Source organism: Streptomyces flavofungini (assembly GCF_014650815.1).
In the GTDB taxonomy this organism is placed as follows: Bacteria; Actinomycetota; Actinomycetes; order Streptomycetales; family Streptomycetaceae; genus Streptomyces; species Streptomyces flavofungini.
In genome coordinates this window covers 267006-293489 of the sequence record NZ_BMVR01000004.1, presented here as the reverse complement: position 1 = coordinate 293489, position 26484 = coordinate 267006, and the positions used below count along the sequence as shown (strand labels likewise).

The window sequence follows — 26484 nt, the reverse complement described above, 5'->3', positions numbered from 1 at the left end:
TCGTTGATGATCATTTCATGATCGATTTCGCGCCAGGCACCGCGGGCCTCCGACCGCTCCCCCGCGCCGGGGTTCAGGCCGCCCGGCGGGCGAGCGCGTGGCGTACCACCTTGGCCAGCACCGCCGGGTGGAACAGCAGAGTGGGCGGGGCCGTCATGTTCAGTACGCGGACGAACCGGGCCCAGACGTCCGGGTCGCGTACCGCGAGGGCGAAGACGTGCTGGTTGTACCAGTGGGCGAAGCGGGCGGGAAGTGGCTGGTTGCCGGGGGCCCACATGAGGTCGGAGCTGGTGGCCATGGTCCAGGGGACCTTGATGAGGCGGGCCGCGCCGCGCTGGTAGGCGCGGCTGAGGCCGTCGAGGCCGGACGGGTGGGCCCGGCGACGGCGCAGCAGGCCGCCGAGCAGTTCCGCTTCCATCGCGCCGACCGTGAGCCCCTGTCCATACACCGGGTTGAACACGCACAGCGCGTCGCCGACCGCGATCAGGCGCTCGGGCCAGCGGGGGTTCTTGTGGTGCAGGCGCCACTCGTTGCCGGGGTTGGTGTAGCGGTGGATCTCGCCCTGGCGGGTGCCGCGCTTGATCTGTTCGGCGAGGCGCGGGTTGCCGAGGCTCTGGGCAAAGTCGAGGTAGCCCTCGTCGTCGGTGGGCGGCACGTGCTGGTCGAAGCCGAACAGCGAGCACATCCAGCGGTGCCGCTCGACGGCGAGGACGACTCCGCCGCGCGCGACGCCGGGTGCGAAGGTCATCTGGTACGCGACGTCGAAGTCCGGGCCGTCCTGCCGGTCCTGCGGCGGGCGTTCGTAGCACGCGGAGGTGTAGGTGATCTTCGCCTTGATGAGGGTCTTGGCGGACGCGGGCAGGTCGGCGTCGGTGAGCCAGCGGTCCACGGAGGTGGAGCGGCCCGACGCGTCGACGACGAGGTCGGCGGTGACCTCGACGGATTCGTCGGTTCCGGCCGTGCGGTAGTGGACGCGGTCCAGGCGGCCGGGGGCACCGGCCGTGACGGTCTCGCAGTGCGTGGCGGCGAGCAGGCGCACCGGCGTGAGGGCCGACACCCGCTGGCGCAGGCGGCGTTCGAGCTCGTCGCGGGTGAAGGTCTGGATGGACACGCCGACCGGATCGCGCGGCGCGTAGCCGGTCGGGAGCAGGAAGCTGATGCGCTCGCCGTAGTCGAAGACGGGGGCGCCGAGGTCGGCGAGCTCCGCCCGCAGCCCGGGGAAGAGGCGTTCCAGGGCCTCGCCGCCCTTCGCGAGCAGCGCGTGCGCGTGATAGCCCTGCGGGATGTGCGGGTGCACGCCCGTATCGGGCGCAACCGGGTCGCGCTCCAGGACGAGCACTTCGGCGAAGTGGTCGGCCAGGACGCGCGCGGCGACGAGACCGGCGTACCCACCACCGACGACGACGGCCCGCTCCCAGCGGGCGCCGGACCGGGGGCTGCGCTTGTTCGTGGCCATGACCTGTCCCGTTTCTGTCGGCTTCTGTCGGCTTCTGTCGGCTCGGCTCGGCACTGCTCGGCACTGCTCGGGGCTGTTGCCACTTCACCCTGTGCCGCCGGGGCGATCAAGACCGGCCGGGGAGCGCACGGGAGCACAGGGCGTGGCGACACCGCCACCGCCCGACTCCCCTGCCGGTCAAGGCCGTTCGGGGAGCGGGGTAGCGGCGTCACGCGGCTGCCGGGGCGGTGTCGGGGACTTTGAGGCATCAACTCTGCCCCATGGTCGTCCCCGGCGTGCGTGGGGCGCGGGTCGTGGAGGGCGGACCATCGGAGGTGGGGTGGCGAGGAGGCCGGTCCGGTGGCGGCAGGTGGGAGTGCGGGTGTGATTCATGAGGTGGATGAGGTCCTGAAGGGACTGTTGCGTGGTGGGGCGCTGGCCGGGTCCGGCATCGACGTGTCCTTCGACGTCCCCACCCGTGACTGGGCCGCCCGGCGCAACGCCCCGGTTCTCAACGTCTACTTGTACGACCTCCGGGAGGACTCGTCCCGGCGGCAGCGCGGCCACGCGCCGGTGCGGGACGACCGGGACGTCGTGGTGCGGCGGCGCCGGCCGCCGCGCTGGTTCCGGCTGTCGTATCTGGTGACGGCCTGGACGAAGACGCCGCAGGACGAGCACCGGCTGCTGTCCGCCGCGCTGGCGACGTTGCTGCCCCATGAGCTGCTGTCGCCCCGGGAACTCCCGGACGCGCTCGGGCGCCTCGGCCTCACGGTGCCGGTGACGGTGGGAGGCCTGCAGTCGGAGTCCCGCTCCATGGCCGACATCTGGTCGGCGCTCGGCGGTGAGTTGAAGCCGTCGCTGGATGTCGTGGTGACGGCGCCGGTCCCCGCGTTTCCCGACTACGACGCGGGGCCCCCGGTCACCGAGGGCGCGGCGGTGCGGATCCGCACCGTGGACGGCGGCACGCCCGCGTCGGCGGAGCGCGCCCACCGGCCCCACCAGGTGGCGGCCGCCCGTGCCGCCCATGGGCAGGGGCAGGCGGCGGGCGGCCGCGCGGAGCGTGCGCGGGCGGCGAACCGTCGTACGGAGCAGTCATGAGCACCTCCCCCCTGGACCATCCCTCCCCCGGCGGCGAGGAGGGCCCGGCCCGTGCCCTCCTCGCCCGCCTCTTCGAGCTGCGGCGGACGGTGACCGCGCTGGTCGAGCACCGCTCCGCGCACGACCCCACCGCCACCGACCCGTTGCGCGGGCTGTACGTGTCCGACGAGGCCGTGAGCCGTCTGCTGCGTACGTGGTCGGGCGCGGCGGCGGACGAGGACGTACCGTCGGACGTCCTCGACGGGTGGCCCCGGGACAGCGACGACCGGCTGGCGCGGACGGCCGTCCGGACGCGGCTGACCGAGCTGGACGCGGCCGTCCTGCTCATCGCCCTGGCCCCCGACCTCGACCGGACCTTCGAGCCGCTGTACGGCTACCTCAACGACGACGTGAGCCGCCGCCGCGCCACCGTGGGGCTCGCGCTCGACCTGTGCGGGGTGCCCGCGCACCTGCCGGAGGCCCGCGCCCGGTTCCACTCCTCGGCGCCGCTGCGCTCCTTTGGCCTGCTGACCGTCGAGGACGCCGAACGACCCCTCCTCACCCGCTCGTTGCGCGTGCCCGACCGGCTGGTCGCCCACCTCCTGGGCGACGACACCGTGGACGCCGCGCTGCTCGGCCTGCTGCGCCCGATGCCGGAGCCGCCGCCCGCCGCCGGGCTCGACGAGGACTTCGTCAAGCGCCTCGCCGCGCACATCGGCGACGGGCCCGGCACCGTCTACCTGCGGGAGCACCGCGAGGGCGACGCCCTGACCACCCTCGCGGCGGCCCTGGCAGCGGCGGGCGTCGACGCGCTGCGCTACTCCGGCCCCGCCGACCACGTCCCCGAACTGCTGCGCGAGGCGCGCCTCGGCGGCAAGGCGGTCGTGGTGTGCGGACTGCCCGACCGACCGGGGCCGATGGTCGAGGAGTTGACCGGGGCCGCCGACGTGACCGTCCTGCTCACCGGTCCCCGCCCGTACGACCCGCAGTGGTCACCGCACGACCCCCTGGTGCTCCAGGCGCCCCGGCCGCCCGCGGGCGGAGCGGCCGCCTGGCGGACCGCGCTCGGCCCGGGCGCCGACGCCTTCGACCTGGCCGGGACCGTCGCCCCGTACCACCTCGGTGGGGAGCGGGTCGCGCGGGCCGCCCGGGCCGCCGCCGCGCTGGCCGTCTTCGACGGGACGCCGCTCACCGCCGCCCACGTCCGGCTCGCCGCCCGGCGGCAGTCCGCCTCGGGCCTCGAACAGCACGCTCGCCGCATCCAACCCGACGTGGACTGGGAAGACCTGGTGCTGCCCGAAGGGCCGCTCGGCCAGCTCCACGAACTCGCCCTGCGCGCCCGCCATCGCGACCGGGTCCTGGGCGACTGGCGGCTGAGCGCGGGCGGCGGTCGCGGGCGCGGGGTCCTCGGCCTGTTCGCGGGCGAGTCCGGTACCGGCAAGACGCTGTCCGCCGAGGTGATCGCCGCCGATCTGGGCGTCGACCTCTATGTGGTCCAGCTGTCGTCGATCGTGGACAAGTACGTCGGCGAGACCGAGAAGAACCTCGAACGGATCTTCACGGAGGCCGACCGCACGGACGCCGTGCTGCTCTTCGACGAGGCCGACGCCGTCTTCGGCAAGCGCTCGGAGGTCAAGGACGCCCACGACAGGTACGCCAACCTGGAGAGCGCCTACCTGCTGCAGCGCCTGGAGTCCTTCGACGGCATCGCGCTGCTCACCACCAACCTGCGGGCCAACATCGACGACGCGTTCACCCGCCGCCTCGACCTGGTGGTCGACTTTCCCTTCCCGGACGCCGGACAGCGCCTCGCGCTGTGGCACCACGGCCTCGCGCACGTGCCGCGCGCCGACGGCCTCGACACCGAACCCCTCGCCCGGGACTTCGAGTTGTCGGGCGGGGCGATCCGCGGTGCGGTGGTCACCGCCGCGTACCTCGCGGCCGGCCGGGACGAGCCGGTGGGCGCGGGCGATCTGCTGGAGGGCGCGCGCCGCGAGTACCGCAAGGCGGGCCGCCTTGTCCCGGGCGAGGCGAACTGGTGAGGGAGCGCCCGGCGGCTCACCGGTGACGGAGGGCTCAGCGGCTCACCGGTGACGGGGCGCACAGCGGACACAGCGAAGGGGGGCCGGAGACCTGGTCAACGGTCACCGGCCCCTCGTCCCATGTCACGCCCCACCCGTCAGACGGTGAAGCGGACCGCCTCCAGCTGAAGGTTCAGCTCCATGGGGCTGCCGCCGTACGTCCACTTCCCGGGCTCGGTGCAGGACTGCCCCATCCACTGCTTGTCCTTCACGTACGCGTCGTGGCACACCGAGCCGTCGAAGACCTGCATGGTGTACCCCTGCATCGGGTTGATGTCCCCGTCGGTGCTGCCGAGGTACATGTTCTTCTCGTCGTCCGCCTTCTCCCACTCGTCGCCCTTGCGCCAGCCGTCGACGACATAGGCGCTGGCTCCGGTGACGCCGTTGGTGCTGGAGACCGCGACGTTGAGGGCCTTGACGGCCTTGCCCTCGCCCACCTCGCCCGCCTCGGCGCCGTCGCACTCGGGCTTCTGCCAGCCGCCGTCCGCGAGGTAGACGCGGTAGCAGATGTGGCGGCCCTCGCTGCGCTCGGCGAGCTTGCGCACGGCGGCGGCCGCGGTCACCTTGCGCGGCTTCTTCTTCTCCTCGGGCTCGTCTCCCCCGCCGCCTCCCCCGCCGCCGCCACCGCCCTTCTCCTCGTCGCCGTCCGCGCCGGAGTCCGCGGGCTCCTCGTCCGGCTTGTCGTCGGGCTTCGGCGGGGCGCTGCTGATCGGTGCGGAGGGGCTGGGCTTGGCGATCGCGCCGGCCTTCTCGGGCTTCTCCAGGGCGGCGCTCTTCACCTGCGGCTTGTACGTCAGCCAGATCATCACGAACGCGATGGCGAGCGCGAGGACCAGGCCGAGCGTGGTGGCCAGCCAGCCCGGCAGGAACCCGCGCTGCACATAGGTGCCGTCGACGTCCATCGGCTCGGTCCCGGAGCGCCGCAGCGACACCGCGTACGGCTGCTCCTGCTTGGAGCCGAACCAGATGATCTGCCGGGGCCGCAGCGTCGCCTTCACGAACGCGGCCCGGCCGGGCTCGATCTGGACGTTGCCCGGCTGCAGGTCGTACGACAGCTTGTCGCCGGTGTCGCTGCCGCTGAGCGAGGCGGTGACCTTGGTGTTGCCGAGGTTGTCCACGGCGAGCCGGGGCCGCCCCCGGAACCGGCCCTTGACCGTCGGCGGCACCAGTTCGGCGCGGACCTCGGTGAAGGGGGTGATGGTGAGGTTGCCCTCGGGCACGGTGACGGCGTCCGGGTGTTCCGTCGGCGAGATGCGGATCGCGTACGGGTTCGGTCCCGCGGTCGCGTCCGGGGTGCGCGGCGGGGCGAACGTCAGCTCCACCGTGCCGGTCGTCCCCGGGTAGAGCCGCAGCGACCGAGGCTCCACCGTGGTCCAGGGCGCGAGGGCGCCGACCGGTTCGAAGTGGTACTCGTCGACGACGTCGCCGGTGTTGCGCACCCGCAGCCGCACCGTGGTGCTGCTGCCGGGGTCGACGGTCGCGGACGCGGGTTCCAAGGAGGTCCAAAGGCTCACGCCTCGACACTAGGAGCGGCCGCGGATCATGTCACCAGGCGGCCGGGCAGACCCGGTTGCCCGGACGGGCGGGAACCCCACCGGACCGGGCAGCGCGGGGCGGGACGGCTTCGGGGGCAACCGGGTCTGCCCCCGAAGGCACCCCTGCGGCTCTGGGCCGCGCACCCCGGCCACGGCACCATGACGGCGACTCTCGCCGGCGGTGGACGGCGACGCCCGCCGACGTTGGAGGCGCTCATGCGGCAGCGGCAGACCGATTCACGCGGCCACGAGGGACGGGACGGCCGCGCCGACCGACAGCCCCGGTCGGCGCGGCCCTCTTCTCCCGTTTCTCCCGTGCCGCGTACCGCCGAGGGGATGACCCCCGCCGGGCTGCGCGCCATGAACGACGCGGCGGGCAACGGGGCCGTCAACCGGGTGCTGTCCGTGCAACGTGCGGGCGGCAGCGGGTCGGGCAGGCACTCGCGGCCGGAAGACAGCGGGTCCGGCAGGCACTCCCGGCCGGAAGGCAGCGGGTCGGGGCGGCGCTCCAGGAGGGACGCGGCCCCGGAGCGCGGCCCCGGCGACGTCGTGGCCGACATCAAGACCCACGTGGACGGGCCGCCGATGGTGAGCTACGGCGCGCGGCGACAGGGCCGGGCGCACGAGGAGTTCTGGATGCGGTTCCCGCGTTTCAAGAACGGCGAGGAGGCCGAGGAGACCCTGCACGAGACCAGTGCCCTGCTGTTCGACAGCATGAAGGGCGCCCAGGAGAGGGCCAAGCAGGAGGATCCGGACCGCGACGCGGAGGACGCCAACAACCGCGAGGTCCAGGGCATGCTCATCAACGACCGGCTGCTGTTCGCCTCGAACTTCAACTCGTCGGTCGACACCCTCGTGAGCCAGGGACGACAGGCGTACGGACACGAACCCTCCCTGCCGGAGCTGCTCGCGTTCCAGCAGAGCCAGGACGGGCGCCGACGAGGACTGCACACCTACGAGGCGGAGAACCTCGAAGCGAAGCTCGCGAGCTACCGCCGCAAGAACGCGGCCATCGCCACCGGGCAGCGCGGCGCGGGCGAGCAGGGACGAGGGCCGGACCCCACCGCCAAGGTGCTGCAGGCGCAGGTCGACACCCCCGTCATCGTCGTGAACATCGAGGACAAGAACCTGCGCACCATGCTCACCAGCTCCAAGTACGCGGGCCGGGTGTTCCTGCTCCGGTTCGCGGAGCTCGACCCCAGGCCGAAGATGCTGGGCAAGAACAAGGGGCAGCCGAAGCAGGAGGAGTCGGTGCACGCGGAGCAGAAACTGCTCCTCGCCCTGAGCCGTGCCGGCGTCGATCCTGGCCAGACGGCCACGAAACCCCTCGCCATCATGGGGAAGTACCGCCCCTGCATGGGCTGCGCCGCGGCGTTGATGTACTACCGGAACCAGATGGGGTTCGGCAATCTGAGCTTCGACGAGAACTACGGGAACTACTTCCAGGGCTCCGTGAACTCCCTGAAGACGCACCTCAAGCACACCATGGACGACGACTATCTCGCGTACATCAAGCAGATGGTGCACAACGACGTCACGAGCACCCCGGCGATGGCGCACGAGGCGGCTCCGGCGGAAGCCGTACACCGCCGTGGCGGCCTCTCGCTGAAGGTCCCCGGGCGGCTCGCGGCCCGCCAGGCCGACGTCACTCCGTCCGCCAGCGACGCCGAGTTCGACGCGGACGGGACCTACACCCGCGTCGCGCGGCCGCTGCAGGACACCTGGACGGTGGACACCGCCCCCGCGGGCATCGGCAAGGGCACGGCGACGCACAAGATCCCGCGCCGCAGGACCGACAAGCTCACCCAGGACCAGGCGGACCAGCTCCACGGGCTCTGGAACGGCGGGGCCGGCGCCGACGCCACCAACGAGAGCCGCCAACGGGCGATCGAGCTGCTGTTCAACTACCACAGGTCCACCACCATGTCCCTCAAGCACCTCGGGGCCGCCATCGACCTGTCCGACAACAGACTCAGCAGCTATCTCACCCGCTATGAGCAGGAGGGCCACTGGACGCACACACCGCAGCGGTCCAACAAGCCCGCCAGGGGTGCGGCGAGCACCACGACCGCGCGGAGCAGGAAGAAGGGCGCGGCCGAGAAGCAGTTCTCCAAGGGAGGGGAGCTCGACGACTTCGGCATGGACGCCATCAAGGAGACGATTCGCAGCCTGTCCCGCAACGACTGGTGCAAGGACTGGGAGCGGCTCCACCGGGGCAGGTCCACCGGCGAGCTGAACCCCACCAAGGCACCCGTCGACCTCCTGGCCAAGCTCGCCCAGCTCCGTCGCGACCGGCGCTACAACGTCCCGGAGATGTCCGCGTACCTGCACACGGGCAAGAACGGGGACAATCTGCGCAAGGCCATCAAGCGCAAGGGCGAGCCGCGGCTCGCCGAGCTCGAAAAGGGCCTCGACAAGGGCAAGGCGCCCGCGCGGCACCAGGACGTCGAGAGGGGAGAGGCGTCCGCCGCGGCCGCTCCGTCGAGCCATGCGGTGGTTGATCCGTCGGCCTACGCCGCGGCAGACCAGTCGGCCTACGCCGCCACCGATCCCGCGGCCTACGCGGCGGCTTACACCGCGTCCGATCCCTCGGCCTACCCGGCGGCCTACACGGCATCCGACCCGTCGGCCTACGCGATGGCCGACACGTCGTCCTACACGTCGTCCTACACCATGGCCGGAACCTCGGCCTATGGCGGCGAGAGCAGCGCTTCCGGCGCGGGACACCAGGCGCCGGCGCCCGAAGTCCCGGGCTTCACGCTCCACTTCGACCCGAGCACCGGGCAGCCGTACTACCTCGACGACGAGACCGGCGCCCACTACGTCCGCATCGGGGGCAACATGGTCCGGCTCCAGGTGCAGGACTCCTACGACGTCGACATGAGCGGCACCGGGGGCCAGTACTGACCCGGTCGCGACCGGCGCGGTGTCAGGCCTCGTCGTCCGTGTCGTGCCCGGCCGGTGCCGGTCGGCCGGGCAGCGACAGGTCGGGCGTCTCGCCGCGTGCGACCTTCCTGCCGTTCGAGGCCGCCTGGAGCTCGAAGGGGTCGCCGGGGCTCGACACCTTGACGCCGGTGCCGTCGTCGGTGCCCGCCACGGGACCCAGCGCGTTCTGGAAGCGGTGGCCGAGCTCGTGGTACATCACCTCGTCGGGCAGGTTCCGCTCGGCGGTGACGATGTGCGGGCCGACGGTGTAGGCGAGGGCGCCGAACTCCCGGGCGGACTGCTGGGCTTCGGGGCCGTCGTGCTTGCGTACGTCACCGAAGTTCATGCCGTACGCCTGCTCCGCCCGCTCGCGGATGCGCGGCTCCAACGGGCTCCCCGGGGAGGCCAGCGCGGAACCCAGGGACAACTGCCGCTGCAAGGCGGGCTGTTCGGCGGCCGACGCCTCCACGTCGCCGTGGCCGCAGCCGGGTCCGTGGGCGTGCCGCTCCGCCTCGATGGCGCGGGACACGGCCGCGTTGCCCGCCAGGCGCTGGAGGGTGAGCATCCGGTCGGCCGCGGCGCCCGGCCCGTTCACACGGCGCGGCCTGGCCTGACTCGCGCGGTGGGACGTGTCCTGATCTCCGGCCTGCTGGGCCTGTGTTCCGTGGGCGTGCACGACGCTCCCTTCGGCGCGGGACAGAGCTGACCCGACACCCTTGACCGACGGGGCGCCGTCCGTACAGGTCCGTCGGGGCAGCCGTGCGGGCAAGGAGGCGGGTCGGCGCGTCCGCATCCCGGGCCGCCTGCCACGGCCAAGTGTCTCTGCGGGCACGGACGTTGCCCCGGGCCCGGCACCCGAGGACGTTTCGGTGGCGGGAGGGGCCCGCGAGGGTGAGGGGGTTACGTCCCGCACCTGGCCTGTTCCCGTGCCCGGCCTGTGCCAGGCCTGTGCCCGGCCTGTTCCGTACCCGGCCCGATCCGTACCCCAGAGGAGAGCAGAGCATGCCGTCCTACCTGTCGCCCGGCGTCTACGTCGAGGAGGTGGCCAGCGGTTCGCGCCCGATCGAGGGGGTCGGCACCTCCGTGGCGGCCTTCGTCGGGCTCGCGCCGACCGGACCGCTGAACGAGCCGACGCTGGTGACGAACTGGACGCAGTACGTCACGTCCTTCGGCGACTTCACCGAGGGCTACTACCTCGCGCACTCCGTCTACGGCTTCTTCAACAACGGCGGCTCCGCGGCGTACGTGGTGCGCGTCGGCGGCTCCGCCGAGGGCGCGAACGCGGACGGCGACGCACCGGCCGCGGTGACCGGTTCGGCCGCCGCCCCGGCCGCGCTGCCCGCCGCCGAGCCGAAGCAGCTCGGCACGTTCTCCGTGTCGGCCACCGGGCAGGGCCGCAACGGCCAGTTGTCCGTGGAGGTCGCCGACCCCGAGGGCGAGGGTGCCGCCGACCGCTTCAAGCTGATCGTCAAGGACGGCGACAAGGCCGTCGAGACGTACGACGTGAGCGCCAAGAAGGGCAGCCGCTCCTACGTCGTCACGCAGGTCAAGGAGCGCTCCAAGCTCATCGCCGTGACGGAGGCCGCGGCGGCGGCGCAGCTCGCCCGCCCCGAGAACCAGACCGTCGCGCTGCCCGCGCCGCCCGCCCCGGCGGCGCCCCTGCCCGCGCCGACCCAGCGGACCCCGGCCGGGCACGCCGGTCCGGCCGAGTACCTGGGCGACTCCGCGGACCGCACCGGCTTCGGCGGCCTGGAGGCCGTCGACGAGATCTCCATGGTGGCGGTGCCCGACCTCATGGCCGCCTACCAGCGGGGCACCATCGACCTGGAGGCCGTCAAGGCCGTGCAGCTCGGGCTCATCGCGCACTGCGAGCTGATGGGCGACCGGGTCGCGGTCATCGACCCGCCGCCGGGCCTGAATGCCCGTCAGATCCGGGTGTGGCGGCAGGAGACGGCGGGCTACGACTCCAAGTACGCGGCCCTGTACTACCCCTGGCTGAAGTCCTTCGACCCGGCCTCGGGGCAGTCCCGCATGGTCCCGCCGAGCGGCCACGTCGCCGGCATCTGGGCCCGCAACGACTCCGAGCGCGGCGTGCACAAGGCGCCCGCCAACGAGGTCGTGCGCGGCGCCGTCGACCTGGAGCTGCAGATCACCCGCGGCGAGCAGGACCTGCTCAACCCCATCGGCGTCAACTGCATCCGCGCCTTCCCCGGCCGCGGCATCCGCGTCTGGGGAGCCCGCACCCTGGCCTCCGACCCCGAGTGGCGCTACCTGAACATCCGCCGGTACTTCAACTACCTGGAGGAGTCGATCCTGATCGGCACCCAGTGGGTGGTGTTCGAGCCGAACGACCACGCGCTGTGGGCCCGCATCCGCCGCAACGTCTCGGCGTTCCTGGTCAACGAGTGGCGCGGCGGCGCGCTGTTCGGCCAGCGGCCGGAGGAGGCCTTCTACGTCAAGTGCGACGAGGAGACCAACCCGCCGGAGTCGGTCGACCTCGGCCGGGTCATCTGCGAGATCGGCATCGCGCCGGTCAAGCCCGCGGAGTTCGTGATCTTCCGGCTTTCCCAGTTCTCCAGCGGGAGCGGGGAGTTGGAGGAGTAGGCCGCCGTCGGGTTCCCGTACACATCCGTCAACAAGCCCAGCGGCTTAGAAGGACAGCGAACTCATGAGTCTGATGCAGGGTGACTCCCTCACTTCACACAACTTCGGTCTGCAGATCGACGGTGTGATGGTCGAGTACCTCGCGGAGGTCAGCGGCCTCACTCTCGAACAGGACGTCATCGTCCACCAGCAGAACTCGGCGCAGGGCAAGCCCGAGGTGAATCTGCTGCCGGGCGTGCAGAAGAACGGCCAGTGCACCGTGGTGCGCGGCATGACCCAGTCGTCGTCGTTCACGACCTGGATCAACGACTCGATCAACGGTCAGATGAGCACGGCCCGCAAGAACGCCTCCATCATCATGATGGACTACCAGGACAATCCGGTGAAGCGGTACAACCTGCGCAACGCCTGGTGCAGCAAGGTCGACGCCAGCACCCTCAAGGCGGGCGAGGCCGCGGCCCTCACCGAGACCGTGACCATCGTCTTCGAAGAACTGGTCATCGAGTAATGCGGCGCACGGCCGCCGGTGCGCCGGGCGCGGGCACGGCCGCCGCGCCGCCACCGGCCCCCCAGACCGCGGCGGCGGGAGCGGATGCCCCCGTCCCGTCTCCCGCCGCCGCACCCTTCGACGCGACTCCCCGGGAGCTGCGCACCGAGTTCCCGTTCCAACTCCCGCGCGGATACGTCGACGAGTCGGGCACCGTGCACCGCGACGGCGTGATGCGCCTGTCCACGGCGCGGGACGAGCTGGTACCGCTGCGCGACGTGCGGGTCCAGGAGAATCCGGCGTACCTGTCAGTGGTGCTGCTCGGCCGCGTCATCACGCGCCTGGGCACGCTGCCGATGGTGCACGACGGGACGGTGGAGAGCATGTTCGCCTCCGACCTCGCCTTCCTGCAGGACTTCTACCGGCAGATCAACGCCGAGGGCCACACCCGCGCCGCGGTGGAGTGCCCGCACTGTTCCGAGCCGTTCGAGGTGGAACTCGGCGGGAGCCGCCTGGGGGAATCGTGACGTACGCGACCGACCGACTGCACGAGGAGATCGCGTACGTCGCCTACCACTTCCACTGGAGCCTGGCGGCGATCCTGGACCTGGAGCACCACGACCGCCGCCGCTACGCGGACCAGATCGCGTCCTTCGTGACGCGCGCCGGGGCGGAGGGCTGAACTGTGGGTTTGTTGAAGCGGCTTCGGGGGTGGGGTGGGCGCGGGGGCGCCGGGGACGCCGAGGGTGCGGATGGCGGTGCCGAGGGTGCCGGGCCCGAGGGTGCCGGGTCCGGCGGTGCGGTGCCGGGTGGTGCCGCGTCCGGGGGTGGGCTGTCCGGGAGTGCGCTGTCCGGGAGCGCCGTGTCGGGCGGTGGCTCGTCGGCCGTGGCCGCGTGGACCGGGCTGCCACCCCTTCAGCGCGCTGTCGCCGGGGGGCGGGCCGGGGTCGCGGACTCCGCGTTCGGCTCCCGGCTGCCCACGTGGCAGAACCCGTCGTTCGCCGGGGGGTCGTCGCTCACCACGGTGCTGGGCACCGGCTCCGGTGGGCTGCTCTCAGGTGCGCCCGCCGGAGCGGCGCTGAGCGAGTCGGCGCGGCCCGTCACGGGGCTCGAACGACCTTCGGGCTCCTTGCCGTTGGGGGGTTCGTCGCCGGAGGCGGGGGTGGGCGCGGGGCGGATGCCGGTGGTTCCGTTGCGGGCGGTTTCCGGGGTGGGGACGGGGACGGCTTTGCACGGGGGCGGGGGCGCTCCCGCTTCGGCGTCGGCTTCGGCGTCGGCGCCTGCTGTGCCTGCTGTGTCTGCTGTGTCTGCTGTGTCTGCTGTGCCTGCTGTGCCTGCTGTGCCTGCTGTGCCTGCTGTGCAGAGGGTGCGGGCGCGTGGGGCCGGGTCGGGTGGCGCCGGGTCGGGTGGGGGTGCGGTGTCGGCTGCTCCGGCCGCGTCGGCTGGTCCAGTCACCTCGGCGTCTCCGGTCGCGTCTGCGTCTCCGCGTGCGTCGGCGTCTGCGCCTCCGCGTGCATTGGCTTCTGCGGCTGGGCCGGTGGTGTCGGCGGCGACGGCGGTGTCCCGGGCTGTCTCCGATGGGGCGGTCGGTTCCGGTCGGGCGGTCGGTTCCGGTGGGGTGCTCGGTTCCGGTGGGGTGCTCGGTTCCGGTGGGGTGCTCGGTTCCGGTCGGGCGGGTGTCCTGGGGGCGTCCGGTTCGGCGGCGCACAGTTCGACGGCGTCCGGCTCGGCAGTTCCCGGCTCGGCAGTGCCCGGCTCTGCCGAGGTGTCGGTGGCGTCCCGTGCGTTGCCGGTTTCGGCTGCTGCGGGCGAGTCGTCGTCAGGTGGGCTCGCCCCGGCGCCGGGGGCGGTGGCACGCGCGGGTGCCACCGCCCCGGCCCCGGCTGCCTCTCCGAGTCCGGCCACTGCTCGTGGTGTCCGCGTAGCCCCCGTACCGCTCGCCGCGCCCCCCGCCGCCCGGACCCGCCCCTTGACCAAGGCGTCGGCCGCCTCGACGGCGGTGCAGCGGCGCGTGCTGCCGGTCGCACGGCGGGAGTCCGCGCCCGCGAGGGCCGCCGCGAGCGGTACGCCGTCCGAGGCGTCCGCGGCGGCCGACGGTGGCGCCCCGCTCCACCGCACGGTCACCGAGCCGCCAGCCCCAGCGCCCGGCACCCGCAGCGAGCCCGTAACCCCCCGCGCCGAAGCCCCCGGCACGACCGACCACGCGACCCCGAGCACACCCACCACCAGCGGCCAGCCGCCCGTCCAGCGAGCCGTGGACCAGAGCACCAGCCCTCGGAGTGGTACCCGGCCTTCGCCCGCCCCCGGGCCGATCGGCTACCGGGTCGGCAACTCGGCGTCGGCAGAAGTACGTTCAGCGGGATCCGGCGGCACGGACGCATCTCCCGGAACCCCGCCCCGCCCGACCCCCACTCCTCCGGTGCAGCGGAAGGCCACGCCCGCACACCCGAACCCAATGCGCCCCTCGCCCTCCCTCAACGGGCCACGCGCATCGGGCAGTTCGCGCGCGCCCGAACCCCCGGCCGACCGAAGCACCCCCTCTAGTCGCCCGACCCGGGAGACCACCCCGACGCCACACAGCACACCGACCGCCCCCAACTCACCCGGCGGACCCGACGGACCCACCGCTCCCACCGCTCCCAGCGCACCCGGCACCCCGATGCCGCGACCGACCCCAAGCACCAAGTCCCCCACCCCACCCACCACGCGCCCCTCCGCCACACCCCCCTCCACGACAACACCCCCTGCCCACCCCCAGGTACAACGCGCCACAGCACCCCGCGCCCCCAAGCCCACCTCCACCTCCGCCCCCGCCTCCGCGTCACCCGCGCCCACCACCCCGAGCGGTCCGAGCGGCGCCCCCGGCACACCAGCCACCCCCGGCGAGGCGACCCCGACGCCCACGCCGTCCGCCACCGCACACGACACGACCCCTCCCGTGCAGCGCGCGCCCCACAACACCCAGGGCACAGCCGCGCCCACACCCCGCGGCGCCACCGCGCCCACGCCTCCCACGGGCAGCGGCACCTCCTCCTCCACAGGCGGCAGGCTTCCCTCCCTCACGGGCAGCGAAGCCCCCTCCGCCACTCCGCCGGAGTCGCCCAACTCCCGCCCTCCTGCGTCGCGTTCACCCCGCCCTCAGCCCTCCGCCACCACCTCCGCCCACCCGGCAGTACAGCGCAGCACCACCCGCAAGCCCCCGCGCCCCGGCCTCGGCGCCCCGGTCCCCTCAACACCGACCGCCGCACCCACCGCCGCACCCACTGCCACGCCGACCTCCGCATCCGCCACCACGCCGACCTCCCCGCTGCCGACCCCCGCAGCCCCAAGTGCACACCCGGGCTCCACCGCACCGGCCCATCCCGCCCTCGCACCCACACCGGTTCCGGCCCTCGCACCCACCCCCGGGCAGCCTCGCGTCGACCAGGCCGCCCCGACCGTGCACCAGGTCCAGCGCGCCACCTCCCCCGCCACACCCCTACGCCGGCGAACTCCCCTCGGCGCCCCCCTCACCTCCACGCCTGCGGAAGCAGCGCCCGTCACCGCCACCCCGAAGCCGCCCCGCGCCGCCTCGCACCCCACCGGCCGCACACCCGCGCCGGTCCAGCGCGCCACCGCCGTCCCACCCCCCAGCGGCCCCAGCACCGCTCCCCTCTCCGCACTCCCCCCTGCACCCCCTGGACGTACGGACACTCCTCCCGCAGCCACCGCCCCCGCGGTCCAGCGCACCGCCACACCCCCCAGACCCGCCCACCTGCGCGTCGTCCCGCCACCCGGCACCAGCACCGCCCTGCCGCTCCCGGTGACCTCCCTCGCCCCGCCCCCGTCCGCGGTGGAGCCCCCGCGCCCGCGCCCCGTCGCGCCCGCGCGGAGCAGCCCGGACGGGCCCGCGATCCAGCGGTTGCCCTTCCGGTCGTCGCGTTCCTCCGGCACGAGCGGGGCGATCGGCGCGCTCGCCTCCGAGGCCGCCGCCACGGTCGCCACGACGCTGGGCCGTCTCCGCCCGCACCGGGAACGCCCCGGCGATCCGCCGCCGCCCTACAGCCCGTCCGACGAGGACACGTCGTCCCCGCCGCCGCCCTACTCCCCGCCCGCCAACGGCGCCCCGCCCCCGTACTCGGCGGTGGCCCCGGGGGCGCCCCCGCCCGCGTACACCCGGGTCCCCAAAGGCACGTTCGACCCGAAGGACCTCACGGACTTCCAGCTCGACGAGTTGACGCACCGGATGATCGGCCGGATCACCCGGCTGATCCGTACCGAACTCCGCATGGACCGCGAACGGATCGGCAGGCTCCGCGACGACCGCCGCTGACCGGCCGCCACCCGCACACCCCCGCACCCACTGACCCCCTCGTACCGCTCACCCCGCACGACAGGAAGGCGCTCCCGCGATGCCCCGCCAGGACCCGGGCTCCACGATCTGGTTCTCCCTCTCCATCGACGGCGAGAGCCTCGGCTACTTCAACGGCTGCGAGGGGCTGTCGTCCCAGGTCGAGATCGAGCATCGGCAGGAGGGCGGCAACAACGGCTTTGTGTGGCAACTGCCGTCCCGTGTCACCTTCTCCACCATCCGGCTGACCCGGCCGCTCACCCCGGAGACCGTGAAGGTCGCCAAGTGGATCTCGTCCGTGCAGACCGGGATCAAGCGGCCCACCGCCGAGATCGCGGCGCTGCGCGCCGACGGGTCGCGGGTCGCCCGCTGGGGGCTGATCGACGTGCTGCCCGTGAGCTGGCAGGGCCCCACCCTCGACCCCGGCAGTCCGGCCGTCGCCACGGAGGTCCTGGAGATCGCCCACCACGGGTTCACGGACTGACGGCGGCGGAGAGCAAGGAGCGGGAGACACCCCATGCCCAAGAGCAAAGGCGCAGGCAAGAGCCTCGTACGCGCGACCCTCGCCATTCATGAGCCACCCCTCGGCACCAGCACCACGCCCGGCGGGCTCATCAAGACGTTCGACTTCGACTTCAACCCGGCGCAGCTGACGATCGGCCGCCGCGCGCAGTGGACGGTGACGCCGACGGCGACCGAACGGGACGGCGCGAAGCCGGAGTTCATGGGGTCGGAGGCGCGCGAGATGAGCGTGGAGGTGTTCCTGGACTCCTCCGACGAGCCCACGGACAACTCGGTCCTGAAGAAGGTGGAGTCGCTGATCGACTGCTGCGGGGTGACGCCGAAGAGCAAGGCCGCCGAGCAGCCGTCGCCGCCGTGGGTGGTGTTGCAGTGGGGGTCGTTCGCCACGGCCCGGTTCACCGCGTACGTCAGTTCCGCGCAGGCCTCGTACACACTGTTCGGCACCGCGGGCATGCCCATCCGCGCCACCTGCCAGCTGCAACTGCACGAGATCCCGAGCGATGCCGAGTGGCAGAACCCGACCTCGGGCGCGCTCACCGCGCAGCGCGTGCACCGGGTCGTGGCGGGCGACTCGATCCAGTCCCTGGCCTGGCGCGAGTACGGCGACGCCACGGTGTGGCGGGCCATCGCCGAGGCCAACGGGATCGACGACCCGACCCGTCTCACGACCGGCACCGAACTGGTGCTGCCCGCGCCGCAGGAGGTGCGGCGCTGATGGCACCCACCGCGTTCTCCAGCGTCCTCAACGTCACGATCGGCGGCTCCGAACTGCCCCCGGACGTGGCCCTGATGCTCGTCGACGGCTGGGTCGACCAGGGCGCCGGGGTGCCGGCCGCGTTCCGCCTCACCTTCCGCGACCCGTACCACCAGCTCCTCGGCATCCTCAAGGTCAAGTTCGGTACGAAGGTGGTGATCACGCCGGTCGCGGACGGCAAGGGCACCGGCGATCCGCTGCTGACGGGCGAGGTCACCGCCCTGGAGGCCGACTACGACGGCACCGGCTCCTTCACCGTCATCCGCGGCTACGACTACGGGCACCGCTTCCTGCGCCAGCGCCGCGTGGCCGCGTACACGAACGAGACCGCGTCCTCGATCGCCCGGACGCTGGCGGGCCTCGCGGGCGTGCCGATCGGCAGGATCGAATCGGGGGGCGGGCGCTACGAGTTCATCAGCCAGGCCAACGTCACCGACTGGGACTTCATCGCGCGGCTCGCGGACGAGAACAAGATGGTCATGTCCCTGGACGCGAAGGGCAAGTTCAACTTCGTGAAGCCCAAGCCGTCCTCCGGCGCGCCCTCGCCGGACACGGACAGCAGGAAGAGTCCCTTCGTCCTGAAGTCCGGCGTCGACATCCTGCGCCTGCGCACCGCGGTGACCGCCGCCGACCAGGTCAGCACGGTGCAGGCACGCGGCTGGGACGTCGCGAACGCGCGGGAGATCGTGGGTACTTCGCGCTCCGCGCGCAATCCGGGCTTCGCCATCGGCGCCACTCCCGGTGAGGCGGCCGGCGCGTTCAGGAAGACCACGCTCGTGCAGACGTCGACGCCCTACGACAAGCCCGCCGAGGTGGATCACGCCGCCGACGCGCTCTTCGACGACGTGTCGTCCTCGTTCCCCGAGCTGGAGGTCGTCGTGCACGGCAACCCCAAGCTGCGCCCCGGCGTGCCCGTGGCGCTCGGCGACGTCGGCAAGCCCTTCGAGGGCAAGTACACGACCACCTCCGTGCGGCACGTCTTCGGCAACGGGCAGCGCTACGAGTCCTGGGTCACGGTGAGCGGCCGCCAGTGGCGTTCGCTGTACGGGCTCACCTCCGGCGGCACGGACAGCGCGCCGCGACTGCCCGGGGTGGCCAACGCCGTCGTCACCGACGTCGAGGTGAAGGGCAAGGACGCCCGGGTCAAGCTCAAGTTCCCGTGGCTGGACGACACTTACATCAGCGACTGGACGCGGTCGGTGCAGCTCGGCGGGCAACGCGGCGGCGGCATCTTCCCGTTGGACGTCGGCGACGAGGTGCTGGTGGGCTTCGACCGGGGCGCCCTCGACCACCCGTTCGTGATCGGGGGGCTCTACAACGGCAGGAACAAGCCGACCCGCGACAGCGCCCCGCTGTACTCCGGGGCGCGCAACCAGGCCAGCCGCCACACCCTCTCCGACCGCACCGGCAACCGCGTCGACCTGCTCAGCCAGCGCGTGGGCCGCCACCGGGGCGTGCGGATCACCACGGGGGACGACAAGTTGAAGGTCAGCCTGGACAGCTCCAAGACCGAGATCACCGTGGACAGCAAGGGCTCGGTCAGCATCAAGGGCAGCCGCTCCGTGTCCGTCCGGGCGGGGACCGACCTCAGGCTGAGCGCCGGGGGCAATGTGTCCATCCAGAGTGGCGGGATGCTCAGCCTGCGGGCCGCGAGCGCCGTCAACATGAACGCGGGCGGCGGCGGATTCACCATCAACACGTCGTTCTTCAACGTCAAGGCGGCCGGTCTGGCGACCCTCATGGCGGCGGGCGGGGTCACGCTGAACACCGTCGGGCCGATGGCGCTCACCTCCGGCGCCACGATGGCCCTGACCTCGACGAACATCGGGCTGAACGGCGCGGTCCTGGTCAACCGGAAACCGCTGCCCTTCCAATGACGCCCGCGCCCCCGCTGCCCCCGCATCCCGAGAGAGGACCGGTGATCTCCTGATGGCCGAACAGTTCGTCGGCTCCGGCTGGGCGTTCCCGCTGCGCATCGGTCCCACCGGCGGCATCGCGCTGGTCAGCGGGGAACGCGAGATCGAGGAGGCCATCCGGCTCGTTCTCGCCACCGCGCCGGGTGAGCGGCCGATGCGTCCGGAGTTCGGCTGCGCCATCCACGACCTGGTGTTCGCGCCCGTCAACGAGCAGACCGCGGGCCGGATCCAGCACGAGGTGCACCTGAGCCTGGACCGCTGGGAGCCGCGCATCGAGGTGCGGGAGGTGGAGGTCACCTCGGGCGGCGACCAGAGCGTGCTCTACATCGACGTCCGGTACGCCATCCGCGGCACCAACAACCCGCGCAGCCTCGTCTTCCCCTTCTACGTCATCCCCTCCCACGAGGACCCGGAGGCCGCGGAGACGTCCGAAGGCCCCGGCAACTCCCCCGAAAGCGACCGCTGATGCCCCTGCACTCCCCCAACCTCGACGACCGCCGCTTCCAGCAGTTCGTCGACGACGCCAAGCGCTACATCCAGCAGCGGGCGCCCGAGTGGACCGACCACAACGTCTCCGACCCCGGCGTCACCCTCGTCGAGACGGTCGCCCACATGGCCGACCAGATCGTGTACCGCCTCAACCGGGTGCCGGACAAGAACCACCTGGCCTTCCTCGACCTGGTCGGCATCACGCTCTTCCCGCCGGTCGCCGCGCGCACCGACGTCACGTTCTGGCTGTCCGCGCCGCGCGAGGAGGCCGTCGCGGTGCCGGCCGGCGCCGAGGTGACGACGCTGCGCACGGAGGCCGAGGACGCGGTCGTGTTCGCCACCGAGCGCGAACTGCGCATCGTCTCCAGCGCCTTGCGGCACCTGATGGTGCAGCTCAAGGGCGAGCCCGTCACCGACCGGACCACCGAACTCGCCGAGGGCGCCGACGTCCCGTGCTTCACCGCGGCCCCGCGCCCCGGCGACTGCCTGCTGTTCGGCCTGACCGCGGCCGTCCCGCACTGCGCGGTCGCCCTCGAACTGGACAGCCGCGTCGACGGTGTCGGCGTCGACCCCCGGCAGCCGCCACTCGTGTGGGAGGCCTGGACGGCGGACGGCTGGCGGCCGTGCGAGGTCCACCGCGACGGCACCGGCGGGCTCAACCGGCCCGGGGAGGTCGTCCTGCACGTGCCCGGCGGCCACGTCCTGTCCCGCAACGGCGGCCACGAGGGCGGCTGGCTGCGCTGCCGCGTCACCGAACCGCTGTCCGGCCAGCCGTTCTACACCACCTCGCCGACGGTGCGGTCCGCCGACGTGTGCACGATCGGCGGCACCACCCGTGTCGTGCACGCCGAGACGGTGTACGACGAGGCGCTCGGCGAGTCCAACGGCCTGCCCGGACAGCGGCTGCGGCTCGCGCACGCGCCCGTCGTCGGCGACGACCCGCCGCTGCTCCTGCAGACCGCCGAGCGCAACGGCTGGGAGGACTGGCGGGTCGTCCCGCACTTCGCCGAGTCCCGCCCGGACGACCGGCACCTCACTCTCGACGCGGCCACCGGCGACCTCGCGTTCGGGCCCGCGGTCCGCGAACCCGACGGCTCCCTGCGCCAGTACGGGATGGTCGCCCCCAAGGGCGCCGTCATCCGCGCCCGCCGCTACCGCACCGGCGGCGGCCGGGCCGGCAACGTCGCCCGCGGCGCGATCCGCGTCCTGCGCACCTCCATCCCGTACATCACCGAGGTCGGCAACCGCGAGGCCGCCCACGGCGGCGTGGACGGGGAGACCGTCGAGGAGGCCAAGGTGCGGGCCCCCATCACGCTGCGCGCCCAGGAGCGCGCCGTGACCCTGCGCGACTACGAGGAACTCGCCCGCCGCGCCGCCCCCGAGACCGCCCGCATCACCTGCCTGGAGGGTGCCCCCGACGAGCACGGGGCGTACGCGGTGCGCGTCCTGGTCGTCCCGCAGGCCGTGCCCGACCCCGGCGGCCGGCTGCGCTTCGAGCAACTCGTCCCCGGCGACGCCCTGCTCGACCGCGTCACCCGCCACCTCGACGAGCGCCGCCTCATCGGCACCCGCCTCGCCGTGGGCCCGCCCTACTACCAGGGCATCACCGTCGTCGCCACGGTGCACGCCTTCCGCGGCGTGCAGACCGACCGGGTACGCCGCGAGGCCCACGACGCCCTCTACCGCCACCTCGACCCGCTCACCGGCGGCGGCGACGGCCGCGGCTGGCCGTTCGGCCGCCCCGTCCAGGCGGGCGAGGTCTTCGCCGTCCTGCAGCGGGTCCCCGGCGTGGAACTCGTCGACGAGGTCGTCCTGCACCCCGCCGACCCCCTCACCGGCAAGCGCGGCGACCCGACGGACCGCATCGACCTGGAGCCGACGGCGCTGGTCTTCTCCTTCGACCACCGTGTCCGCGTGATCGGGGACGCCACGTGACGATCACGTCGTACGCGGGAGCCCTGAGGCCCGGCCCGGGAGGCCCCCGATGAGGGGGTCCGTCGACGGTCTCGGCTCCTCCGCGCCCCTCGGCATGATGCTCCCTGCCGTGTTCGCCGACGACGATCTCGCGCAGCGCTTCGTCGGCGGGATCGACGACGTCCTGGCGCCGATCCTGAACGTACTCGACTGCCTGGACTCCTACTTCGACCCGGCGCTCACACCGATCGACTTCGCCCAGTGGCTCAGCACCTGGGTGGGCGCGGAGACCGACGGCACCGAACCCGAGGCGCGGCTGCGCGCCGCGGTGGCCGCGGCGGCCGTGCTGCACCGCGTCCGCGGCACCCGGCGGGGCCTGTCGGAGGCCGTACGGCTCGCGTTCGGCGCCGAGCCGGAGATCACGGAGAGCGGGGGCGCCACCTGGAGCGCACGCCCCCGCGGCCCCGTCCCCGGCGCTCCCCGCCCGCACCTGCACGTCACCCTGCGGCTGCCCGACCCCACCCCGGCGGACACCCACCGCCTGGACACCCTCGTGGCGGCCGCCCGCCCCGCGCACATGCCCTACACCGTCACCGTGACGGCCACCGAAAGGACCCAGCAGAGATGACCACGCAGAACTGCGCCGAGTGCGACACCCGCGCGGAACCGGGTCAGTCCTTCTGCGACGCGTGCGGGGCCGTGCTCCGGTGGGACGCGGCGGGGGCGCGGAGCGGGGCGCCGGGGGGTGCTTCGGCTGCCGCCTCGGGGTCCGGGTCCGCGACGGGGACCGGTCCCGCCGTGGGCTCCGGCGCGGCCCCGGGTCCCGGTTCGCACTCCGGCTCCGTCGCGGGCTCCGCCCCCGCCCCCGGCTGGGATGCGTTCTCCCGCCCCGGCGGCACCGGTCTCGGCACGACGGGCGCACCCCGCACCGCCTTCGCACCCGAACCGTCCCCCGCGTCCCCGGACCTGACGGACACCACCCCCAACACCCCGGTGCACCCGGCCCCGGACGACTTCCCCCCGACCACCCCCGCGCCACCCGACGCACCGAACGCACCCAACTCGTTCAACTCACCCCCAGCACCCGCGCCCTCCGCGCCACCCGTGCCCGACGACCGCGCCCGTTCCCTCCTGGTCCCCGTGGCCGACCCGGATCCCACCCCTCCGGCACCGTCCCCGGCGGTGGCCCCCGTCCTGCCCGGCCGCCCCGACGCGGCTCGCCCGCAGGTACGCGCCCCCGGCCACCAGCACCGGGCGGGGCAGGGCCCGCCCTGCCCCTGGTGCGCGGCCCCGAACCGTCCCGACCGCCACTTCTGCGGTCACTGTGCGATGCGGCTCGCGGACGACGGCGTACGCACCAACACACCCGTGCGACTCCCGTGGTGGCGACGCCTGTTCGGCCCCGGCCAGCACGAGGCGCCCTGGGCGGGCGACCGCCCCCGTCTGCGCCGCGTCTTCGACCGGGTCGGCACCTGGGTCACCGCGGTCGTGGTCGTGACGCTGCTCATCCTCGGCGCGGTGTACATCCCCGACGGCTACCAGGCCACGCGGGACCACTTCGCCAAGCGGGCCCCGGTCGAGCCGGACCGGATCCGGGCGTCCCGCTCGTACCAGGGCCACGGCCCGAAGCTGGCGTTCGACAAGCTGAACAACACCTGGTGGGGGCCGGGGGTGGCGCAGTCGGGCCAGGGCGAGTGGATCGAGGTGGGGTTCGCGCGGCCGACCCGGCTCCTCGACCTCATCATCACGCCGGGGGTGTCGACGCGCGCCGACCAGCTCGACAAGTCGGCGCTGCCGCACCGCGTCAAGGCGACGATCACCAAGAAGGACGGCAGCACGGCGACCCGCGACCTCACCCTGGACCCGGGCGCGGGCGGCCAGCGCCGCGCGTTCCGCGTGGGCGAGGTGACGAAGGTCCGCTTCACGATCATGTCGGCGCACGCCGCGTCCGCGAAGAAGCAGGTGGCCATCTCGGAGATAGAGATGTTCGGCCGCTCGGACGGGAGCCGCACCTGACCCTGCCCGGGGGCCGGAGGGGCGCCTTCCGCTTGAGGCTCCGCGCACGCCAGACCCCCTGCGCGGACTCTCTATACACCCTGTGTATAGTTCCCGCATGCCTGCCATACACAAGATGCGGAAGCCCGCGACGAGGTTGCGTCCTCGCACTGCCTTTCTCGGGCTGGTCACGCTCGCCGCGAGCGTGGCCCTGTCCGGCTGCGCCAAGCTGGACACCGTGTCCCCCAGCACCGTCCGCAAGGACGCGGTGGACGCGAAAGCCGCAGATCAGGGCAAGTTCGGCAGTGTGGACTGCCGCAAGGCGAAGTGCATCGCGCTGACGTTCGACGCGGGGCCCAGTGAGAATACGCCACGGCTGCTGAAGATCCTCAAGGAGAAGGCCGTGCCCGCGACCTTCTTCACGCTCGGCAAGAACCACATCGTGAAGTACCCCGAGCTGGTCAAGCAGATGGACGCCGAGGGGCACGAGGTCGCGAGCCACACGTGGTCGCACAAGATCCTCACCAAGATCGACGCCAAGGAGGCGCGCGCCGAGCTGGAGCGCCCGAACAAGGCGATCGAGAAGCTCATCGGCAAGAAGCCGACGCTGATGCGCCCGCCGCAGGGCCGCACCAACGACACCGTCAACAAGATATCCCGCGAGCTCGGGCTCTCCGAGATCCTGTGGACGGTGACGGCCAAGGACTACACGACGAACGACTCGGCCCTGATAGAGAAGCGGGTCCTGGAGCAGTCGAGCCGCGACGGGATCATCCTGCTGCACGACATCTACAAGGGCACGGTGCCCGCGGTGCCGGGCATCATCGACGCGCTGAAGCAGCGCGGGTACGTCTTCGTGACGGTGCCGCAGCTCCTCGCGCCGGGCAAGGCGGAGCCGGGCAAGGTGTACCGCTAGGCAGCAGGTGTACCGCCAGGCAGGTGGGTCAGGGCGCGGGGCACCGGGCGCCCGGGGGGCACTCCGCGCACGGCACCCGTGTTCACCACTGCACGTACAGCGCCTCCGGTGCCCGGTGGATCAGCGTCGGGCGCATCCGCACCGGCGGGCCGTCCGCGGCGAGGCGCAGGCCCGGGAAGCGGCGGGTGAACAGCGCCAGGGTCACCCGTAACTGTTCGCGGGCGAGCTGGGCGCCGGGGCAGCCGTGCGCGCCCAGGCCGAAGGCGACGTGCCGGGCGACGGGGGTGCGGGTGATGTCGAAGACGTCGGGCCGTTCGTAGCGCCCCTCGTCGCGCCCCGCCGCGCCGAAGCCGACCAGGACCTCGGCGCCCGCCGGGAGCTCGGTGCCCGCGAGGGTGACGGCGCGGGTGGTGACCCGGCGGAAGCCCTGGAGCGCGGTGTCGTAGCGGGCCGCCTCCTCGATGGCGGCGGGGACCCGCTCGGGCTCCTCGCACACGAGCTTCCACTGCGCGGGGTGGCGCAGCAGGTGCAGCAGGGTGGTGCCGATCAGCGCCGTGGTGGTGAGGTGCCCGGCGAGCAGGAAGTTCTCCAGGTGGGCGACCAGTTCTGCGCGCTGGCCGAGGGTCAGTTCGGGGTCGGCGCCGTCGGGGTCGGGGTCGGCGGGGTCGGGGTCGGGGTCGCCGTCGTCGGGGGCGAGCGAGGTGACCATCTCGCTGCACAGGTCGTCGCGCGGCGCGGCGTGCCGGTCCTGTACGTAGTCGTCCAGGAGCCGCCGGAGCGCGACCATGTCCTGGGCCGCCGTGACCTGCTGGTCCTCGGGGAGCGGCCGGAACAGCAACCGCTCGGTGCTGTGGCCGCCGCGCACGACCACCGGTACGTCCGCCGGGTCGAAGCCGAGGATCCGGCCGACGACCTGTCCCGGCAGCCGCAGCGCGTACGCCGCCATCACGTCCACGTGCGGCCCGCCCCGACCGCCGGGTCCCGCCTCGGCGAGGGCGTCGACGAGGGCCGTCGCCCGCTCGGTCACGTACGGCAGGACGGCGGCCACCCGGGCCGGGGACAGGCCGCGGGCGATGGGTGCGCGCATGCGCTGGTGCGCGGGGCCGTCGGCGTTGATGACGACGCGGCGGCGGGCGCCGTCGCCCTGGGCGAGGACGGCGAGGGCCGCGGGGGCGGGCACGATGTCCCCGCGCACCGCGTTGGCCGACGAGAACACGTCCGGCCTGCGCAGCACCTCACGGACGTCGGCGTCCCTCGCGACCAGCCAGGCCTGCAGCTCGGGCACGAAGGTGAGCCCTTCGGCACGCCGGGCGCGCGCGTAGAGCGGATACGGGTCGCGCATCAACTCGTCGAGCCTGGCGTGCTGCTGCTGGTCCATCTTCCTCATGGTGCCCGAGCCGCGGAGCCGCGCGAAAGGGCGAGGGCGGCTTCCGGCCGGGCCGCCCCGCACGCGCTCGCCCCGGTCGGGGCACCAGGCGCCGCCTGCGCCTCATGGGCCCCGGAG

General features: G+C 73.3%; 20 protein-coding genes. 16 read left to right on the top strand and 4 right to left on the bottom strand.

What is annotated here, in order from left to right:
- Nucleotides 1-73: 73 nt before the first annotated feature.
- Entirely contained in the window at nucleotides 74-1456 is a 1383-nt protein-coding gene (locus tag IE274_RS11530; protein WP_190115567.1) for an FAD-dependent oxidoreductase, read from the bottom strand.
- Nucleotides 1457-1819: 363 nt separating this feature from the next.
- Between IE274_RS11530 and IE274_RS11525 the strand changes: the two genes are divergently transcribed.
- Both IE274_RS11525 and IE274_RS11520 read left to right on the top strand, forming a co-directional pair.
- Nucleotides 1820-2533, top strand: a complete 714-nt coding sequence (locus tag IE274_RS11525) for a Pvc16 family protein (RefSeq protein ID WP_190115566.1) — start codon at nucleotides 1820-1822, stop codon at nucleotides 2531-2533.
- Nucleotides 2530-4554 carry an ATP-binding protein gene (locus tag IE274_RS11520; protein WP_190115565.1) on the top strand — a complete coding sequence of 675 codons (2025 nt, stop codon included), beginning with the start codon at nucleotides 2530-2532 and terminating at the stop codon, nucleotides 4552-4554. The genes IE274_RS11525 and IE274_RS11520 overlap by 4 nt, the downstream gene beginning before the upstream one ends.
- A gap of 137 nt (nucleotides 4555-4691) precedes the next feature.
- On the opposite strand, the gene IE274_RS11515 is transcribed toward IE274_RS11520, so the two are convergent.
- On the bottom strand, nucleotides 4692-6107 hold the full coding sequence (locus IE274_RS11515) for a hydrolase (protein WP_190115564.1): 1416 nt from the start codon (nucleotides 6105-6107) through the stop codon (nucleotides 4692-4694).
- Nucleotides 6108-6443: 336 nt separating this feature from the next.
- Here IE274_RS11515 and IE274_RS11510 point away from each other — a divergent pair, with 336 nt between their 5' ends.
- Entirely contained in the window at nucleotides 6444-9035 is a 2592-nt protein-coding gene (locus tag IE274_RS11510; RefSeq protein WP_190115563.1) for a hypothetical protein, read from the top strand.
- 22 nt (nucleotides 9036-9057) lie between these two features.
- On the opposite strand, the gene IE274_RS11505 is transcribed toward IE274_RS11510, so the two are convergent.
- A complete protein-coding gene (locus IE274_RS11505; protein WP_229909465.1) occupies nucleotides 9058-9729 on the bottom strand; it encodes an eCIS core domain-containing protein in 672 nt (223 codons plus the stop codon).
- A 326-nt stretch (nucleotides 9730-10055) separates the two neighbouring features.
- Between IE274_RS11505 and IE274_RS11500 the strand changes: the two genes are divergently transcribed.
- From IE274_RS11500 to IE274_RS11440, 13 genes are all read left to right on the top strand, one after another.
- Complete coding sequence (locus IE274_RS11500) at nucleotides 10056-11657, top strand: phage tail sheath family protein (RefSeq protein WP_190115561.1); 1602 nt, start codon at nucleotides 10056-10058, stop codon at nucleotides 11655-11657.
- Between the two features lie 64 nt (nucleotides 11658-11721).
- Complete coding sequence (locus tag IE274_RS11495) at nucleotides 11722-12165, top strand: phage tail protein (RefSeq protein WP_030360083.1); 444 nt, start codon at nucleotides 11722-11724, stop codon at nucleotides 12163-12165.
- The gene (locus IE274_RS11490; protein WP_190115560.1) at nucleotides 12165-12671 is read left to right on the top strand and encodes a hypothetical protein; all 507 of its coding nucleotides are present in this window, start codon (nucleotides 12165-12167) and stop codon (nucleotides 12669-12671) included. The genes IE274_RS11495 and IE274_RS11490 overlap by 1 nt, the downstream gene beginning before the upstream one ends.
- The gene (locus IE274_RS11485; RefSeq protein WP_087886307.1) at nucleotides 12668-12826 is read left to right on the top strand and encodes a DUF6760 family protein; all 159 of its coding nucleotides are present in this window, start codon (nucleotides 12668-12670) and stop codon (nucleotides 12824-12826) included. The genes IE274_RS11490 and IE274_RS11485 overlap by 4 nt, the downstream gene beginning before the upstream one ends.
- A 3120-nt stretch (nucleotides 12827-15946) precedes the next feature.
- Nucleotides 15947-16456 carry a hypothetical protein gene (locus IE274_RS11480; protein ID WP_190115559.1) on the top strand — a complete coding sequence of 170 codons (510 nt, stop codon included), beginning with the start codon at nucleotides 15947-15949 and terminating at the stop codon, nucleotides 16454-16456.
- Nucleotides 16457-16535: 79 nt separating this feature from the next.
- Nucleotides 16536-16958, top strand: coding sequence for a phage tail protein (locus IE274_RS11475; protein ID WP_190115558.1), 423 nt, complete (start codon nucleotides 16536-16538; stop codon nucleotides 16956-16958).
- Between the two features lie 33 nt (nucleotides 16959-16991).
- A complete protein-coding gene (locus IE274_RS11470) occupies nucleotides 16992-17711 on the top strand; it encodes a CIS tube protein (RefSeq protein WP_190115557.1) in 720 nt (239 codons plus the stop codon).
- Nucleotides 17711-19627 carry a VgrG-related protein gene (locus IE274_RS11465; protein ID WP_190115556.1) on the top strand — a complete coding sequence of 639 codons (1917 nt, stop codon included), beginning with the start codon at nucleotides 17711-17713 and terminating at the stop codon, nucleotides 19625-19627. The genes IE274_RS11470 and IE274_RS11465 overlap by 1 nt, the downstream gene beginning before the upstream one ends.
- A gap of 52 nt (nucleotides 19628-19679) precedes the next feature.
- Nucleotides 19680-20132 carry a GPW/gp25 family protein gene (locus IE274_RS11460; RefSeq protein ID WP_190115555.1) on the top strand — a complete coding sequence of 151 codons (453 nt, stop codon included), beginning with the start codon at nucleotides 19680-19682 and terminating at the stop codon, nucleotides 20130-20132.
- Nucleotides 20132-22090 carry a putative baseplate assembly protein gene (locus tag IE274_RS11455; protein WP_190115554.1) on the top strand — a complete coding sequence of 653 codons (1959 nt, stop codon included), beginning with the start codon at nucleotides 20132-20134 and terminating at the stop codon, nucleotides 22088-22090. The genes IE274_RS11460 and IE274_RS11455 overlap by 1 nt, the downstream gene beginning before the upstream one ends.
- Nucleotides 22091-22139: 49 nt before the next feature.
- Nucleotides 22140-22697, top strand: coding sequence for a phage tail protein (locus tag IE274_RS11450; protein ID WP_190115553.1), 558 nt, complete (start codon nucleotides 22140-22142; stop codon nucleotides 22695-22697).
- Complete coding sequence (locus IE274_RS11445) at nucleotides 22694-24085, top strand: NADase-type glycan-binding domain-containing protein (protein WP_190115552.1); 1392 nt, start codon at nucleotides 22694-22696, stop codon at nucleotides 24083-24085. The genes IE274_RS11450 and IE274_RS11445 overlap by 4 nt, the downstream gene beginning before the upstream one ends.
- A 97-nt stretch (nucleotides 24086-24182) precedes the next feature.
- Nucleotides 24183-24980, top strand: coding sequence for a polysaccharide deacetylase family protein (locus IE274_RS11440; RefSeq protein WP_372447140.1), 798 nt, complete (start codon nucleotides 24183-24185; stop codon nucleotides 24978-24980).
- 82 nt (nucleotides 24981-25062) lie between these two features.
- On the opposite strand, the gene IE274_RS11435 is transcribed toward IE274_RS11440, so the two are convergent.
- A complete protein-coding gene (locus IE274_RS11435) occupies nucleotides 25063-26358 on the bottom strand; it encodes a cytochrome P450 (protein WP_190115551.1) in 1296 nt (431 codons plus the stop codon).
- Nucleotides 26359-26484 lie beyond the last annotated feature (126 nt).